This is a genomic window from Mycobacterium sp. IDUB_5 (assembly GCF_055419565.1).
The window spans coordinates 354,645-368,103 of record NZ_JBVAXX010000003.1 but is presented as its reverse complement, the minus strand read 5'-3'; the positions used below and the strand labels follow the sequence as shown (position 1 = coordinate 368,103).

The following is a 13,459-nucleotide window of genomic DNA, read 5'->3' as shown; positions in this document are numbered from 1 at the left end:
TTCACCGCGCAACGCCTCAGATCGTGGGTCTCCGACGACCGACGCAGGCAAATGTGTTCGACGTAGCTCTCACAGCTAATTTGCCGGCAAGTTTCGCTTGCAAATTTTCGCCAGCGTAGAGATGCAGTTGATTGCGATTTAGTGCGCACACCACCTCGGCCGGATAGGGTGCCCTTGAGTTTGCCCAGCTATCGCAGGATGCGCGAAGCGGGCTCGGGGTATCGGGGGGTCGTCAATGCATCGTGCGATGGATGTCGTTCGGGTCGGAACCGCTGCAGCAGTGCTGGGGTTGGGTGGCGCCGTGGTTGCCGCATCGCCCGCCTGGGCTGATGACGACGGGGCGAGCCCCCGAGAATCGTCCTCGACGTCGGACTCGGCGGAGGCCAGCACAGCTGGTGCTACCACGGTCTCGAAGACCGACCGCGAAGACCACACCGCAGGCGGTGCCGCCGACGACGGCGACGCGTCTGACGTCGGCGACGCACCCGACATCAGCGACGAAGCCTCCGAGGAACCGTCAGACAAAGTCGACTCGACAGAAGATGGCCGGAACGTACCCGACATCAGCGACGAAGCCACCGAGGGACCGTCAGACAAAGTCGACGTGACAAAGGGCCACAGGGACGTACCGCGTGTTGAAGGCGAACCCTCCGAGAACACCGACAACTCATCGACACCGACCGAGCGAGACGAAGTCGCATCTGATCCCATTGCGCACACGGTGCCCGAAGCGCTCCGCCCCGTCGCGGTCCACACTCCTGCCATCCACAGCGCGGGCACCAAGCCAATCCGGACCGCGGCGCCGGTAGCTACAGTGGCCCTGTTCGACGTCACCACGACACCGGCTCCCAAGACGTTGACTCATATTCTGCTTCAAGGTCTTTGGGAATTCTATCGCCGTGAGAACTCACCGGCCGTGAGCGAGCGGTCGAGAATCACCTTTACCGGCTACAGCGCCGTAGCTGCCGTCGACGATGGTGACGACGACGTTCGCCGACTGATCGGCAACGGCACCGCAGACGATCCCGACGGCGGCTGGCTGTTCGGCAACGGGTACTCGTGGACAGCCGATTCGTGCAATGCGGGACTGGCCTGCAACGGCGGGAGCGGGGGCCTGTTCGGTAACGGCGGCAATGGATTCAACGGGGGTCGCGGCGGGGACGCCGGCATGTTCGGCAACGGCGGTGACGGCGGCAATGGCATCGTCACGGTTAACGACGGCCGCGGTGGCGATGGCGGACGCGGCGGGGTCGTCGCCGGCGACGGCGGCAACGGCGGCCACGGCGCTGACGCCGGCACTGCCGGGGGCAAGGGTGGCGACGGTGGCCGCGGAGGCGACGTCGGCGAACGCTCACAGCTCGGCGAAGGCGGCGCCGGGGGCGCTGGTGGCGCCGGAGCCGACGCTGGAGAGAACGGCGACGGCAGCGCAGGCGGCGGCGGTGGCGACGGCGGCCAAGGCGGCGGCACCGGCGGTGTCGGCGGGCGAGGCGGCGCCGGCGGCACCCTGACCGGAAATGGCGGGGTCGGCGGCGCGGGCGGTGATGGCGGCGACGCAGCAGGCGACACCGAGACCGGCATCGGCGGGGTCGGCGGCGCGGGCGGCGCGGGAGGTGATGCCGGAAGCCTCGGTGACGGCGGCGCCGGCGGGATCGGCGGGCACGGTGGCGCCGGTCTCGACGGTGACGACGCAGACCAACCCGGCGGCGACGGGGATGGTGGTCAACACGGCGGCGCAGGTGGTGCGGGCGGTGCAGGTGGACTGGGCGGCACCACCGCCGGTGACGGCGGCCGCGGCGGTACGGGAGGTGGGGGCGGAAACGGCGGCTTCGGCGGAAATGGCACTGCCGCAACACGTCCCGGCAGCACCGGCGGCCGCGGCGGGCGCGGTGCAGTAGGCGGGACGGGCGGGACCGGCGGCCTCGCCGGAACAGCGCTCGGTGTCGGTGTCACCGGAGTCCACGGTGACGGTGGTGTAGGCGGCAACGGCGGCCAGGGTGGTCGCGGGGGCGACAGCGCCGACGCTGCAAACCTCGGCGGTGACGGTGCCGCCGGCGGTGCCGGTGGCGACGGTGGAGACGCCGGAACCGGCGGCGCCGCAGGCGGCCTGGGAGCCTCGGCCGGCAACGCCGGCGTCGGTGGCACCGGAGGGACCGGGGGCGCCGGCGGCGACGCCGCCGACGGCCGGGAAGTGGGCTCGGGCCGCGACGGCAACACGGGTTTCACCGGCGGCGCAGGCGGCGGCGGAGGCCGGGGCGGTGACGCGGGCGCAGGAGGTGTCAACGGCACCGGAGGCCAGGGCGGCGTCGGCGGCAAGGGTGGCGACGGCAGCCGCGCGGGCGCGAACACCGGCGGGACCGGCTTCCGAGGCGGTGACGGCGGCGCAGGTGGCGATGCCGGTGCAGGTGGTATCGCTGGAAATGGTTCCGGGGCAACGGGTCTCGCCGGCAATTCGGGCTCCGGCGGTACGGGTGGAAACGGCGGCGCCGGCAGCGGCGGCGACAGTGGCGCGTGGATCGGTGCCGGACGGGACGGTTACGCCGGCGAAGCGGGCGGCGCGGGCGGAAACGGCGGAGCCGGTGGAGCCGCGGGAGCGGGCGGCGTCAACGGCGACGGTGGCCGTGGCGGTACCGGTGGCACCGGCGGTAATGGCAGCAATGGGGGCAATCACACCGGCTCGACCGGCTATGCCGGCGGAGACGGCGGCAGGGGCGGCGCCGCAGGAGAAGGCGGCAGCGCCGGATCGGGTTCCGGTGCAACGGCTTCGACTGGTGCCGCCGGTACGGGCGGCAGAGGAGGGAACGGCGGCAACGGCACCTACGGCGCCAATGGCACACCGGGATTTTCGCGCGTGGGGAGCAACGGGTTCGCTGGCGGTCGGGGCGGAAACGGCGGGAGCGGCGGTGACGCCGGGGCGGGCGGAGTCAACGGTGACGGGGGCCGCGGCGGCAACGGAGGGTACGGCGGCAGCGGTACTCGTGCCGGCACCCACCTGGGCGCAAACGGTTTCAACGGCGGCTCCGGCGGCGATGGTGGCAACGCCGGAAACGGCGGGCAGGCCGGCGCCGGCGCAGGAGCCGCGGGAGTGGTCGGCAACTCCGGCAATGGTGGCAACGGCGGCGGTGGCGCCGACGGTAGTGACGGAGCAAACGGCGCCGCCGTCGGCAACGGACAAGCCGGGAACAGCGGATACGCCGGCGGCGCAGGCGGAAACGGCGGCAACGGCGGAAAGGCCGGGGCCGGCGGAGTGAACGGTCGAGGCGGCGCCGGTGCCAATGGTGGCGACGGCGGCAACGGCAGCAAAGCCGGCAACAACGTCGGGGGCGCAGGCTTCACCGGCGGCGCGGGCGGTGTCGGCGGCAATGCCGGGACCGGCGGCAAGGCCGGTGACGGCGCGGGCGCGGCGAGCGCGGCCGGTAACGCCGGCCGCGGCGGCACGGGCGGCGATGGCGGCGCGGGCAGCGCTGGAGCCAACGGCGTGCGGAGCAACAGCGCCCTCAGCGGCGCCGGCTCCGCAGGTGGCGCAGGTGGCGCGGGTGGTGCGGGCGGCAACAGTTCCTCCGGCGGACGCAATGGCAACGGCGGCAAAGGCGGAGCGGCGGGTAGCGGTGGCGATGGCGCTGACGGCATTTCCGGTCGATTCGCGATATCGACGAGCCTCGAGTTCGTCTCCGGCAGCGGAGGTGCGGGCGGTGCTGGCGGCGCCGGCGGAAAGGGCGGCGCTGCAGGTTCCGGTGGAGCCGGCGGCATCGGCGGCCTCGGCGCAGCCGGCGGCGCCGGCGGTAAGGGCGGCTCCGGGGCTGACGCCGACCAAGCGATCGGCGGAATCAAGAGTTACAACGGCGGGTACGGCGGCAACGGTGGCCGTGGAGGTGACGGAGGCGCAGGCGGTGCCGCCTTCGGTGGAGGCACCGCGGGGAACGCCGGCGCGGGGGGCAAGGGCGGCACAGCAGGCCAAGGTGGTAACGCGCAGGACAATTTCTCTGCGAGCAACTACATGAGCATCGGCGGTGCAGGCGGCCGCGGTGGCGACGGGGGATGGGGCGGCAACGGCGGATTGGCGTCCGGGGGCGGCACTGCCGGAAGCGGCGGCAACGGTGGCAAGAGCGGCGCCGGAGGTGACGCCGGATTGGGACCTCAGTGGTACCCCCTCACCGGAGGCGGAGGTAGTGGCGGCGCAGCCGGAAGCGGTGGCAACGGCGGCAACGGGGGCGCGGTGTTCGACGGCGGCATCGCAGGCAAGGGTGGGTCGGGCGGGGACGCCGCCAATGGCGGTGCGGGCGGATACACCGGCTCCAACGAGAAGAACTTCGCCGGAAAAGGCGGCACAGGCGGGCGCGGAGGCGACGGCGGAGACGGCGGAGGGGCGCCCGACGGCGGTGTGGGCGGCGACGCAGGTGCCGGAGGCCGAGGCGGATCGGGTGGCGCCAAGCTCGCGACTCGGCTATACAACGTCGCCGATGCCGACGGCGGAAATGGCGGGAACGGCGGACGAGGCGGTGCTGTCGGCACATCCGGGAACCTTGCGGGCGGTACCGCCGGCAGAGGTGGCGACGGCGGTGCGGGTGGCGCCGGTGCAAGCAACAGCTCCTACCAGTACCTCAAAGACCCGTTGGACCACACACCTCTGCCCGGTGGCCGCGCCGGCACAGGCGGCGCCGGAGGCCGCGGCGGCAACGGCGGCGAGCTCTTCGGCGCCGGTCGCTCCGGTGACGGTGGTGCCGGTGGTGCCGGGGCCTCGGGCGGTGTCGGCGGATCGAGGGATGCGATCAGCGACGACGGTGGCGCGGGCGGAGCAGGTGGCGCGGGTGGCGCCGGTGGCGTGGCCGGGAGCGCGCAGGGTGGCGGCATTTCGGGCATCTCCGGCAACGGCGGAGCGGGCGGCGACGGTGGGGCTGGCGGCAATTTCCCCGGTGACGCGCCCGACGCCCGACACGGCGGCGAGGGTGGCCGAGGCGGAGACGGTGGCGCCGCCGCGCCTAATGGCACTGCCGGTCGCGGAGGCGCCGGTGGTCAAGGTGGCGACGGCGGCGACAAAGGGATCACATTCACCGGTGGCCCCGGCGGAAAGGGTGGCATCGGCGGCGACGGCGGAGCGGCGCTCGCCGGCGGACAGGCAGGCGACGGTGGCACCGGTGGAAGCGGGGGTGTCGGCGCAGACGGTAAGCCTGCCTGGATATTCGCAGGTGAAGGTCTCTCGGGCGGTGCCGGCGGTGCCGGCGGAGCCGGCGGCGCCGCGCTCGGCGATGCGCACGCCGGGAACGGCGGAGCCGGCGGCACTGGCGGCACAGGTGGCGCCGGCGGCAATGCCATCGTGTCGAGCTCGGGCACCGGAGGCGACGGCGGAATGGGCGGCACAGGAGGCAACGGCGGTACCGCGTCCACGGTGCAGAACGCCGGCACGGGCGGGTCCGGCGGCGCGGGTGGTGCAGGCGGCACAGGCAAACCAACCGGTACCAACGGTGCGACGGGACTCCCCGGCGCTGACGGCTGACGGCGCGCTCTCGCAGCTCGCGAGCGTGCGCTGAATGCCAGATGTGGCGGCGCGTCGGCGTGCAGACACGCGCGCTCGCGGTGCCCGCGCTACCGCTTCGTGAAAATCGTTCGGTGCCACTCTTTGTCGACCACGCCGTTGATGTCGCTCATCACGTGCTTGATCGACAGGTACTCCTCGAGGGAGTACTGGCTCATGTCCTTGCCGAAGCCTGATGCGCCGAACCCGCCGTGCGGCATCTCCGAGATGATCGGGATGTGGTCGTTGATCCACACGCAGCCCGCGTGGATCTCGCGCGACGCCCGTTGCGCGCGATAGACGTCGCGCGTCCACGCCGACGCCGCCAGCCCGTAGGCGGTGTCGTTGGCCTGCCGGATCGCGTCGTCGTCGTCGGTGAACGGCCGCACCGTGAGCACCGGACCGAAGATCTCGTCTCGATACACCTCCGACTGCTCGGACACGTCGGCGATCAGCGTCGGCCGGTAGAACGAGCCCGGGCCGTCCGGGGCCACGCCGCCGGTCACGATGCGTCCGCCCTCTCCCGGCGCGCGCGCCACGATGTCGGCCACCTTCGCGCGATGCGCCAGCGTGATCAGCGGTCCGAGATCGGTGTCGGGGTCCTGTGGGTCGCCGACGACGACCTTGCCCATCACCTCGGCGACGCCGGCGACGAAGTCGTCGTAGACCTCGCGGGCGACGATCGCGCGCGTTGCCGCCGTGCAGTCCTGACCGGTGTTGATCAGCGAGCCCGCGACCGCGCCCTGAATCGCCGCGTCCAGATCCGCGTCGTCGAACACGACGAACGGCGCCTTCCCGCCGAGCTCGAGCTGGGTGCGGTGACCGTGCACCGCGGCCGCCGCCATCACCTTTCGCCCGACGGCCGTCGACCCGGTGAACGTCACCATGTCCACCCCGGCGTGACCGGCCAGCGCGGTGCCCACGTCGGCGCCGGCACCGGTCACCACGTTGAGCACCCCGGGCGGCAAACCCGCTTCACTGGCCAACCGGGCCAGGGTCAGTGTGGTCAGCGGGGTGATCTCGGCAGGCTTGATCACCACGGAGCATCCAGCGGCCAACGCCGGCAACACCTTCCACACCGCCATCTGCAGCGGGTAGTTCCACGGCGTGATCGTCGCGACCACGCCGACGGCCTCCCGGCGAATCGAGGAGGTGTGGTCGCCGGAGTACTCGCCGGACGCCTTGCCTTCGAGATGGCGTGCGGCGCCGGCGAAGAAGTCGATGTTGTCGACGCTGCCCGGCACGTCGAACTCGCGCGCGAGGCGCACCGGCTTGCCTGTCTGGCTGACCTCCTCGGCGACCAGCGTCGCCGACGCCGCGTCGGCGAGCTTGGCCAGGGTGGCCAGAACCGTCGAGCGTTCGGCCGGGGTCGCGCCGGCCCAGCCGGACAGCGCCGCGCGTGCCGAGGCGACAGCCCGGTCGACGTCGGCAGTGGCGGCCAATGCCATATGGGCCACGGGCGTACCGGTGGCCGGGTCGATCACGGTGTGCGAGGCGCCGCCGGTGCGGACCGGCTCGCCGTCGATCCAGCTGCTGGCGACATCCGTCTCGGAAACCACAGTCATGGCCCAAAACTACCGTGCCGACGCCGGAGAAATCTACGCATTACGGCACCGTCAACGACTCACAGCGAGTGATTTCATGGTTATGGTTGCTTGAGACGACGGATTCCGTGCACAATCACAGGCATGGTCAACCCGGGCGTTCCGCACGTCGGCCCCGTCTCCTTCCGAGTGAATCAGTCCCGCCCCGGTGCCGCCTTCCAGCTCGACGAACTGTCCAAGGCGATCATCGAGAAGCTGCAGCAAGACGGCCGGCGGTCCTACGCCGGTATCGGAAAGGCTGTCGGGCTGTCCGAGGCCGCAGTGCGCCAGCGCGTCCAGCGCATGGTCGACGCCGGGGTCATGCAGATCGTCGCGGTCACCGATCCGATGCAACTCGGGTTCGCCCGTCAGGCGATGATCGGCGTGCGCTGCACCGGGGACACCACCAAGATCGCCGAGAAGCTCGCCGCACTGGACTCCGTCGACTACGTGGTGCTCACTGCCGGCTCCTTCGACGCCATCGTCGAGGTGGTCTGCGAAGACGACGACCATCTGCTGCAACTGCTCAACACCCAGATCCGCGCGCTGCCGGGAGTGATATCCACAGAAACCCTCGTTTACCTGAAACTCGTTAAACAGCAATACAATTGGGGTACCCGATGACCATCATTTCCGAAACCGAACAGACCGACACCTCCGGCCTGGGGGCCAAGGCCAACCGCCATCTCTGGGGTCACTTCGCCCGTCACGGCGAGGGCATCACACCGACGATCATCACGCGCGGCGAGGGTGTCCACATCTGGGACAGCAACGGCAACCGCTACATCGACGGCCTCTCGGGGCTGTTCGTGGTGCAGGTCGGACACGGCCGCGCCGAGCTTGCCGAAACTGCCGCCAAGCAAGCGGAATCGCTGGCGTTCTTCCCGCTGTGGTCGTTCGCGACGCCGCCGGCAGTCGAGCTGGCCGAGCGCCTCGCCGGCTACGCACCCGGCGACCTGAACCGCGTCTTCTTCACCACCGGTGGCGGCGAGGCCGTCGAGAGCGCCTGGAAACTGGCCAAGCAGTTCTTCAAGCTGACGGGCAAACCCGGTAAGTACAAAGTGATTTCGCGGTCCATCGCCTACCACGGCACCCCTCAGGGCGCTCTGGCGATCACCGGTATCCCGACGTTCAAGGCGCCGTTCGACCCGCCGACACCGGGCGGCTTCCGCGTTCCGAACACCAACTTCTACCGGGCGCCCGAGCAGTTCAGCTCCGACCCCAAGGCGTTCGGCCGCTACTGCGCTGACCGGATCGCCGAGGCCATCGAGTTCGAGGGTCCCGACACGGTCGCCGCGGTGTTCCTCGAGCCGGTCCAGAACGCCGGCGGGTGTTTCCCGCCGCCGCCCGGATACTTCGAACGGGTCCGCGAGATCTGCGACGAGTACGACGTGCTGCTGGTCTCCGACGAGGTGATCTGCGCGTACGGCCGCATCGGTTCGATGTTCGCCTGCAACGATTTCGGCTACGTCCCGGACATCATCACCTGCGCCAAGGGACTCACCTCGGGCTACTCCCCGATCGGCGCGATGATCGCCAGCGACCGACTGTTCGAACCGTTCAACGACGGCTCCACGGTGTTCGGGCACGGATACACCTTCGGTGGGCATCCGGTGTCGGCGGCCGTGGCGCTGGCCAACCTCGACATCTTCGAGCGCGAGGGCATCAACGCCCACGTCAAGGAGAACGCTCCGGCGTTCCGCGCCACGTTGGAGAAGCTGCTCGACCTGCCGATCGTCGGCGACGTCCGCGGTGAAGGATTCTTCTACGGAATCGAACTCGTCAAGGACAAGGCCACCAAGGAGACGTTCAACGACGAGGAGTGCGAGCGGCTGCTGCGCGGGTTCCTGACGCCGGCCCTGTTCGAAGCCGGGCTGTACTGCCGCGCCGACGACCGTGGCGACCCAGTCGTGCAGCTGGCTCCGCCGCTGATCTGCGGGCAGCGCGAGTTCGACGCGATCTACGACGTGCTGAGCAGCGTGCTCGGCGAAGCCAGCCGCCGGATGTAGATCGGTCGGCGACACTGGGCGGTATGACCAAACCGCCCATCGATCCCGTCCGCTGGCAGGCTCCCCCGGTGGGGGCCCTGCCCGCGTTCCCGGCGGCCGACATCACGCTGACCTCCGTTCCGGGCGGGGAACCCGAAGACGTCGTCGTCGACGGCGCCGGTCGACTGTGGGCCGGCGCCCTCGACGGCAGCATCGTGCGGTTCGAGCCCGACGGCACCGCGCCGACGGTGATCGCCAACACCGGCGGGCGGCCGCTGGGCTTGGCGTTCGCGCGCGACGGCCGGCTGCTGATCTGCGACAGCCCACGCGGTCTGCTGGCGCTGGATCCTGGCAGCGGGCGAATCGACACACTGGTCGACGCGGTGGCGGGCAGAAAGCTGCAGTTCTGCTCCAACGTCACCGAAACTGACGACGGCACAATCTATTTCACCGAATCCACCTCAGCTTTCACCGTGGCCGACTACCTCGGCGCGATCCTGGAGGCGCGCGGCCGCGGCGCGCTACACCGCCTAGACCCCGACGGCACCCTCACGACCGTCGTGGACGGGCTGTACTTCGCCAATGGGGTCACGCCGACCGCCGACGGTACCGCGCTGATCGTGGCTGAAACCCAGGGTCGGCGGCTGTCGAAGTATTGGCTGACCGGACCGCACGCCGGGACGTTGCGGCCGTTGGCCGAGAACCTGCCCGGCATGCCGGACAACCTGTCCACCGGCGCCGACGGGCGCATCTGGTGTGCGATGGTGACCCCCGCCAACCGCCTTGCCGACCGGCTGGCCGCCGGCCCGCCGATCCTGCGGACCCTGATCTGGCGATTGCCCAAGCGACTGCAGCCCACCCCCGAGTCGGTGGTGTGGGTCGTCGCCTTCGACCCCGACGACGGCACCGCCGTCGCCGGAATGCGCACCACCCACCCGCAGCTGCAGATGGTCACCGGCATGGTGGAGAGCAACAACCGGCTGTGGCTGGGCAGCATCGGCGGCCCGTATCTCGGCAGCATCGCGCTCGCCTCGACCGTGTTGTGAGACACACTGCGAAACATTCGGGAAGCATTGCGGGCAGCGCCTGGTTGTACCGCGCGTATCGGACACACGACGAAGTCCGGTCGCAGACCGACAATTTCACACAGTCAGAACCGCGCGACATCGCTCCACGGCTCCGACCCGATCAAGGGAAGAGCACCCCATGAAGTCACTCATGATCACCACGACCGCCGCTGCCGCCCTCACCGCGGGCGTCCTCGGGTTCGCCGCCCCCGCGCTCGCCGCCCCGTCCGGCGCAGGCAGTGCCGCTGACACCATCAGCGCACTCGAGGCGCAGGGCAACCGCGTCGTCGTCAACCGGCAGAGCAGCACGCCGCTCGAGGAGGCGTCCGTCGTGTCCGTCACGCACGGGCCCAACGTCCGCCAGGCGGTACCGAATGCCACCTCCAACGGCGACAACACCCGCTCGGTGAGCAACCAGACGGTCTACGTCAACGTGCGCTGAGCACGCCACAGACAACACAGGGGCACCTCCAATGAGGAGGTGCCCCTGTGTTGTCGGGGGGTCAGATGGAGTGCAGAGGTGCGGCACCCGTGCGCGACTGGAAGGACGGATGACGGCGCATGGCCTCCTGCATGGCGAAAGCCCGCCGCTCGGAGGCATTGAATGCGGGATGTGATCGCAGGTCGACCACGCCCGCAGTGCTCGCGTTGGTGTTGCTCACTGTTGTCGCCATCTCAACGTCCTTCCGCTGAATCGCCTGGATTCCTTCAGCGTGCTCGGCCCACCTGAGCGATTCGGTCAGTGTTAGCCGTGAAGTTGATGAGAAAGTAACCGCCCGCGAGCAGGTGTAAACCCACTCAGCCGCGCAATGTGAGCACGCTGATGTCCGGCGGGGCGCCGACACGCACAGGCGGCCCCCAGAAGCCCGCACCTCGCGAGACATAGAGCTGCGTCCCGTCCACGGTCGACAGGCCCGCCAGCGAGGGCTGGGCCAGCTCCACCGCGTAGTGGAACGGCCACATCTGTCCGCCGTGGGTGTGGCCGGACAGCTGCAGGTCGACGTCGCGCCGCGCGGCCTCGGCCACCTGGATCGGCTGGTGCGCCAGCAGGATCGTCGGCGTCGAGGCGTCGACGCCACGCAACGCCGCGTCGAAGTCAGGTGGCTGCTGGATCGACCGTCCCGCGAGATCGTTGACCCCGGCTAGATCGAACGCGGATGCGCCTCGGCGGATCCGGGTGTTCTCGTTGCGCAGCACCTGCAACCCCAGTCGGTCGAGCTCGGTCAGCCACTCGGCGGTGTCCTCGACGAAGTACTCGTGATTGCCGGTGACGAAGAACGTTCCCTCCCGCGACACCAGGTCGGCGAGCGGCGCCGCCGCGGGCCCCAGCTGCGCGACCGTACCGTCCACCAGGTCACCGACCACGGCTACCAGGTCGGGCTCGGTCTCGTTGATCATCCGCACGATCCGCTCGGTGTGCCGGCGGCCCAGCAGCGGCCCGAGATGGACGTCGGAGACCACGGCGATGCGGAACCCGTCGAACTCCGCACCCAACCGGTTCAATCGCACGGGAACGCGCACCACATCGGGCGGCCCGAGCGCGGAAGCGACGCCGACACCGGTCACGCCGACCGCCGCCGCACCGGCGGCCATGGCGCCCGCTCGGGCGAGGAAGAGCCGCCGCTCGAGGTCGGGCGCCTTATGGGCGGAGCGCCGACGCCGGCGCACGCGGGCGACCAGGTGTGCCGGCTCGAGAACAAGCAGCGCCAGCACCAGGTAGGCCAGCAGGCCGAACCACAGATAACCGGGCCAGGCAGCCCAACTCGAGCCGCCGGGGTCGCGCCGGAGCATCAGCGCCGCCACCAGCAGCGCGGTCAAGATCAGCAGCAGCGCGGTGAGGACCCCGCGCACGCGCCCCGGGCGGGTGGTGGATCGCACGAGGCGAAACCAGACGTAGAGGGTCATCAGCCCGAGGAACGAGCCGAGAACGAGCAGGAACATGGATGACTTTCTTTGGCGGCTCGGGCGGTCCCGCCAGCCTAGTGAGCGGCGAGGAGCACCGAGCTCGGCCAGTAACTTGCGAAACTCTCTTCACATCTGTCACCGCGTGGCTCACCGATCCGAAAGCCGCGATCGCCTAACCTTCAACCCCGATGGCGACCTTCACGACGTTCCCACTGCGGGTGTCTGCGCTGCTCAGCGCGGCGATGCTGGCGATGGCCCCGGTCGCTGCGGCCCAGCCCGTCCCCGAGGCGAACACCTGCCCCTACCGGGAGGCGACCCCGCCCGCCGTCGACGCGTCGGAGGTTCCGGAATCCGGCGACCCACCCGCACCGCTGCCTGTGCCGGCCAAGCCGATGGGCGGCGACGCGCTCTCCGGGTGCGGCGTGATCACCGCGCCGGGCACTCCCCCGCTGCCCGGCGACGTCTCCGCCGAGGCGTGGGTCGTGGCCGACATCGATTCCGGTGACGTCATCGCCGCCCGCGACCCGCACGGCCGCCACCGCCCGGCCAGCATCATCAAGGTGCTCGTCGCGATGCAGGCGATCCGCGACCTGCCGTTGCACAAGGTGGTGCCGGGCACCCAGGAGGACGCGAACGCCGAGGGCACGCGGGTGGGCGTCGGCGAAGGCGGCTTCTACTCCATCAACGACCTGCTGCACGGTCTGCTGATGCACTCGGGCAACGACGCCGCGCACGCCCTCGCGATGCAACTGGGCGGCATGGACGCCACACTGACCAAGCTCAACGCGCTGGCCAACAAGCTCGGCGCGCGGGACACCCGCGTGGCGACCCCGTCCGGACTGGACGGGCCGGGCATGAGCACCTCCGCCTACGACGTCGGACTGTTCTACCGCTACGCATGGAACAACCCCGTCTTCGCGAATATCGTTCACACGCAAGAGTTTTCGTTTCCCGGGCGCGGCGACGGCAGCTACCCGATCGAGAACGACAACAAGCTGCTGGCCAACTATCCGGGCGCGCTCGGCGGCAAGACCGGCTACACCGACGACGCCGGCCAGACCTTCGTCGGTGCGGCCGACCACGGCGGACGACGTCTCGTGGCGGTGCTGATGCGCGGCACGCGGCAACCCATCGCCCCGTGGGAGCAGGCCGCGCACCTTCTCGACTACGGCTACGCCACCGCGCCGGGAACCAAGGTCGGCAGCCTGGTCGAACCCGACCCGTCCCTGCGGACCCCTGACGCCGACCCGGCGGCCGCCGCCGCCGCGACCAGCAAGGCCAGCGCGACACTGCCCGAGATCGACGCCATGCCGGTGCGCGTCGGCGTCGGCGTCGTCGGCGCGGTGATCGTGTTCTGCCTGATCATGGGCGCCAGGGCGCTCAACCGCAGGCCCCAACACTAGAGGG

Annotated in this window: 9 protein-coding genes; 6 read left to right on the top strand and 3 right to left on the bottom strand. The window is 70.5% G+C overall.

Going from position 1 to position 13,459, the window contains the following annotated elements; genetic code table 11:
- Positions 1 to 247: 247 nt before the first annotated feature.
- Entirely contained in the window at positions 248 to 5,491 is a 5,244-nt protein-coding gene (locus ACZY1G_RS11095) for a PE family protein (protein WP_463822381.1), read from the top strand.
- Between the two features lie 89 nt (positions 5,492 to 5,580).
- Here the strand turns inward: ACZY1G_RS11095 and ACZY1G_RS11090 are convergent, their stop codons facing one another.
- Positions 5,581 to 7,074 carry a gamma-aminobutyraldehyde dehydrogenase gene (locus ACZY1G_RS11090; protein WP_463822380.1) on the bottom strand — a complete coding sequence of 498 codons (1,494 nt, stop codon included), beginning with the start codon at positions 7,072 to 7,074 and terminating at the stop codon, positions 5,581 to 5,583.
- Positions 7,075 to 7,197: 123 nt separating this feature from the next.
- Here ACZY1G_RS11090 and ACZY1G_RS11085 point away from each other — a divergent pair, with 123 nt between their 5' ends.
- From ACZY1G_RS11085 to ACZY1G_RS11070, 4 genes are all read left to right on the top strand, one after another.
- Positions 7,198 to 7,716 (top strand): Lrp/AsnC family transcriptional regulator, encoded by a 519-nt coding sequence (locus ACZY1G_RS11085; protein WP_335333206.1) that lies wholly within the window; start codon positions 7,198 to 7,200, stop codon positions 7,714 to 7,716.
- Entirely contained in the window at positions 7,713 to 9,101 is a 1,389-nt protein-coding gene (locus tag ACZY1G_RS11080; RefSeq protein WP_463814311.1) for an aspartate aminotransferase family protein, read from the top strand. The genes ACZY1G_RS11085 and ACZY1G_RS11080 overlap by 4 nt, the downstream gene beginning before the upstream one ends.
- 23 nt (positions 9,102 to 9,124) lie before the next feature.
- Positions 9,125 to 10,126 carry an SMP-30/gluconolactonase/LRE family protein gene (locus tag ACZY1G_RS11075; RefSeq protein WP_463814310.1) on the top strand — a complete coding sequence of 334 codons (1,002 nt, stop codon included), beginning with the start codon at positions 9,125 to 9,127 and terminating at the stop codon, positions 10,124 to 10,126.
- Between the two features lie 160 nt (positions 10,127 to 10,286).
- The gene (locus ACZY1G_RS11070; RefSeq protein WP_463814309.1) at positions 10,287 to 10,589 is read left to right on the top strand and encodes a hypothetical protein; all 303 of its coding nucleotides are present in this window, start codon (positions 10,287 to 10,289) and stop codon (positions 10,587 to 10,589) included.
- A gap of 61 nt (positions 10,590 to 10,650) precedes the next feature.
- Here the strand turns inward: ACZY1G_RS11070 and ACZY1G_RS11065 are convergent, their stop codons facing one another.
- On the bottom strand, positions 10,651 to 10,821 hold the full coding sequence (locus ACZY1G_RS11065; protein WP_463814308.1) for a hypothetical protein: 171 nt from the start codon (positions 10,819 to 10,821) through the stop codon (positions 10,651 to 10,653).
- Between the two features lie 124 nt (positions 10,822 to 10,945).
- Entirely contained in the window at positions 10,946 to 12,088 is a 1,143-nt protein-coding gene (locus tag ACZY1G_RS11060; RefSeq protein ID WP_463822379.1) for a metallophosphoesterase, read from the bottom strand.
- 152 nt (positions 12,089 to 12,240) lie between these two features.
- On the opposite strand from ACZY1G_RS11060, the gene ACZY1G_RS11055 reads away from it, so the two are divergent.
- Positions 12,241 to 13,455, top strand: coding sequence for a D-alanyl-D-alanine carboxypeptidase family protein (locus ACZY1G_RS11055; RefSeq protein WP_463814306.1), 1,215 nt, complete (start codon positions 12,241 to 12,243; stop codon positions 13,453 to 13,455).
- The last annotated feature ends 4 nt before the right edge of the window (positions 13,456 to 13,459 follow it).